The organism is Trebonia kvetii (assembly GCF_007827045.1).
GTDB classification, from domain to species: Bacteria; Actinomycetota; Actinomycetes; order Streptosporangiales; family Streptosporangiaceae; genus Trebonia; species Trebonia kvetii.
This window is the reverse complement of record NZ_RPFW01000019.1, coordinates 1-3,600: the sequence shown is the minus strand read 5'-3', so window position 1 is coordinate 3,600 and position 3,600 is coordinate 1. Positions and strand designations below refer to the sequence as shown.

Below are 3,600 nucleotides of genomic sequence, written 5' to 3'. Positions count from 1 at the left end.
TGTCATCTGCCATGAGCATGGGACCACCTGCCGAGGGTTATTGCCACGGGGATGGGACCACCCCGGTTGCCAGTTGATGGACCACCCCTGCCAGGATCGCCCGGTTTGCACCGTTCTGCGAGAGATGGCAGGGATGGCGTTCCGGGAGGTCCTGGTGACAGAGGTGAAGGAAGTCTTGCGTGCGTGGCTGGCGGGGCTGGGCAAGCGCCCGGCCGCGGCCCGTGCGGGGGTGAACGTGAAGACCGCGGCCCGGTATATCCGGGCCGCGCAGGAGGCCGGCCTTTCCCGCGATAGCGGGGAAGGCCGGCTGACCGACGAGCTGATCGGCGTGGTGGTCGTGGCGGTCCGCCCGGCGCGGCCGGCGGGGCACGGCTCGTCGTGGGAGGCACTGGCGGCGCGGGAGTGCGAGATCGCCGGCTGGGTGAAGGATGGCCTGACGCTGGTGAAGATCGGCGAGATGCTGGAGCGGTCCGGGACCGCGGTCCCGTACCGGACGCTGGCGCGGTTCGCCGCGGCCGAGTGCGGGTACTCCTCGGGCCGGCCGGGGGTGACGGTGCGGGTCGACGACCCGCCGCCGGGCCGTGAGCTGCAGGTCGACTTCGGCTACCTCGGCATGATTCCCGACGGGGAGCGGCGCAGGAAGCTGCACGCGCTGGTGTTCACGGCGGTGTTCTCCCGTTACTGCTACGTGTACTTGACGTTCTCGCAGACGACGCTGGCGGTGATCGCGGGCTGCGAGGCGGCGTGGGAATTCTTCGGCGGCGTGTTCCCGGTCCTGATCCCGGACAACCTCAAGCCGGTCGTCGATGCCGCGGACCGGCTGGAGCCGCGGTGGAACCGGGAGTGGCTGGAGTACGCGCAGGCCCGCGGCATCGCGGTCGATCCCGCGAGGGTCCGCTCCCCGCAGGACAAGGGCCGGGTCGAGTCCGGGGTGAAGTTCACGCAGCGCAGTTTCTTCGCCGGCGAGCAGTTCCTGGACATCGGCGACGCGCAGCGGCGGGCCGACGGCTGGTCCCGGGTCCGGGCCGGGACGCGGGTGCACGGCACGACGCGACTGCGGCCGGCCGAGGCGTTCGCGGAGCACGAGGCACCGCTGCTGATGGCGGTCCCGGACGAGCCCTACCGGGTTCCCGCCTGGTCGCAGGCCAAGGTCCAGCGGGACTTCCACGTCCGCGCGCAGAACGCCTTCTACTCGGTGCCTTACGCCCTGATCGGGCAGCAGGTCACGGTGCGGGCCGACGACGCGCTGGTAAAGGTCTACCACCGCGGCCAGCTCGCGAAAGTGCACCCGCGGCAGCCGGCGGGAGGGCGGTCGTCGGACGTGGCGGACTTCCCGCCGGGCACCGATGTCTACGCGCGCCGCGACGTTGACCGCCTGCAGCGGATGGCCGCCGCGAGAGGCGAGGCGATCGGCGCCTACGCGGCGAGGATCCTGGACACCGACCTGCCCTGGACGAAGATGCGGGCCGTCTACGCCCTCATCGGCCTGTGCCGGGCCCACGGCAACGGGCCGGTCGAGCAGGCGTGCTCGGCCGCGCTGGAACTCGACGTGATCAGCGTCCCGAAGATCAGGTCGATCGTGGAGAAGGGCACCGGGGCGCAGGCCGCCCAGGCCGCCGCCCGCTCCCGGCAGGCAGACGCCGCGGCGGGGAAGGTCCTGGCGGCGAGGTTCGCCCGCGATCCCCGCGAGTTCGCGACCTCGACCGGGGTCCGGATGCGGGTCCTGCCCGGCGGCGACGGCTGACGCCGCGATTCATTTATTCAGTTCATCACGCCTGTTTCATTTCATTCGTTTCATTTCATCTCGTTCCGCCGTGCGCCCGCACGGCGGGAGAGGGGACGCGTTCCACGATGACGATCACCGAGCGGCCGCCGGCCATCGCGGCCGGCCGCGAGCCCGGGGCATGCCGCTATCCCGGCTGCCCGAACCCGGCCAGGGACCCCGGGGCACCGGGCCGGAAGCCCGGCTACTGCGGGCAGGAGATGCCCGAGGACCGCGACGGCACGGCGGTACTGGTCCGGCATACCGCGCTGACGGCGTTCCGCCGCCGCCAGCAGCTCGCAGGGCAGCCGGATGACGGCGGCCGGCCGGTCACCGCGGCGATCAGCCGGGCCGGCGCGATCCGCGACGACGCCCTGGCGGCGATGAGCAGGCTCGGCGCGCAGCTGACCGCGGCCCTGGACCAGCTCGCGGTCCTCGGCGAGCAGCTGGCCGCCGCCGGCCCCGAGGCCGCCGAGGCCCAGGCCGAGACCGTCCGCGCCGAGACCGCAGCCCAGCTCGAGCACGCCCGCGCCGAGAGCGCCGGCCACGCCGCCGCCCGGCACGCCGCCGGACTCGACGCCGCCGAGGCCCGCACCGCCGCGGCCGAGGCCATCGCCATGCTCGAAGAGCACGCCACGGCCCGGAAGCGCGCCGAAGGCGAGCGCGACGCGCTCGCCGCGGAACTCGCCGCCGCCCGCGACACGGCCAGCCGGCACGAGCAGGAACAGCAGCGGCACAGCGACGCGCTCGCCGCCCTGCGCGACCAGCTCGCCCGCGCCGAGGCCGCCCTCGACCGCGAGCGCGACCGCCAGCACGAGACCACTGTCCTGCTGCGCGGCCTGATCCCCGGCCCGGACAGCACGGCCGGCAAGACCGCGGGCCGCCGCCAGCCCGCCGCGCAGTAATCACCGCTGGCTTGCGGGCGAGCCTGACGGCCCGCCCGCAAGCCAGCCCCCGAACGAGAGAAAGAAGAGCAGCACCGATGACCATGACCAGCCCCGTCAGCCCCGACCTCAAGCGACTGCTGCGCGCCCTCAAGCTCGGCCGCCTCGAAGACACCCTCCCCGAACGGCTGACCGCGGCCCGCCAGCAGAAAATGGCCCACGCCGACTTCCTCGAGCTCCTGCTGTCCGACGAGGTCACCCGCCGCGAGAACGGATCAGCCGCACGACGCGCCCGCGCCGCCGGACTCGACCCCGCCATGCACCTGGAAACCTGGGACCCCCAGGCCGCCGTCCGCTACGACCAGCAGCTCTGGAACGAACTGACCTCGCTCCGGTTCGCCGACGCCGGACACGGCGCCCTCATCCTCGGACCCGTCGGCGTCGGCAAGACGCACCTCGCCACCGCCCTCGGCCACATCGCCGTCCGGCGACGGCTCACCGTCACCATGGCCCGCGCCGACCAGCTCTTCAAGAAACTCAAAGCAGCCCGGCTGGACAACACCACCGAGGCCGAGCACCGCCGCCTCGCCGCCGTGAGCGTGCTGATCATCGACGACTTCGCCCTGCAGCCACTCGGCGAGACGGCCACCGCCGACTTCTACGAGCTGGTCGTCGCACGGCACCGGAAGAACCCGACGATCGTCACCTCGAACCGCACCCCGGACGAATGGGTCACCCTCATGAGCGACCCGCTCCTCGCCCAGTCGGCCGTCGACCGGCTCGTCTCCACCTGCCACGAGCTCATCGTCGAAGGCGAGTCCTACCGCCGCCGGCAGCGGCCCGCAATGCCCGCAGTTTGACGAACCCGGTCAGCTGCCCCAAGATGATCCGGCAGCCGCACGGTGGTCCCTAGGTCGTGGCAACACCCTGGTCCCATGCTCCTGGCAAATGACA

3 protein-coding genes are annotated in these 3,600 nt (G+C 72.6%); all 3 read left to right on the top strand.

Features of this window, described 5'->3' with window-relative positions:
• The first annotated feature begins 154 nt into the window (after nt 1-154).
• Nucleotides 155-1,744, top strand: coding sequence for an IS21 family transposase (gene istA / locus EAS64_RS42755; protein ID WP_222850045.1), 1,590 nt, complete (start codon nt 155-157; stop codon nt 1,742-1,744).
• Between the two features lie 107 nt (nt 1,745-1,851).
• Nucleotides 1,852-2,667, top strand: coding sequence for a hypothetical protein (locus EAS64_RS42750; protein WP_145862443.1), 816 nt, complete (start codon nt 1,852-1,854; stop codon nt 2,665-2,667).
• A 77-nt stretch (nt 2,668-2,744) separates the two neighbouring features.
• The gene (istB, locus tag EAS64_RS42745; RefSeq protein ID WP_145862442.1) at nt 2,745-3,506 is read left to right on the top strand and encodes an IS21-like element helper ATPase IstB; all 762 of its coding nucleotides are present in this window, start codon (nt 2,745-2,747) and stop codon (nt 3,504-3,506) included.
• Nucleotides 3,507-3,600: the final 94 nt, after the last annotated feature.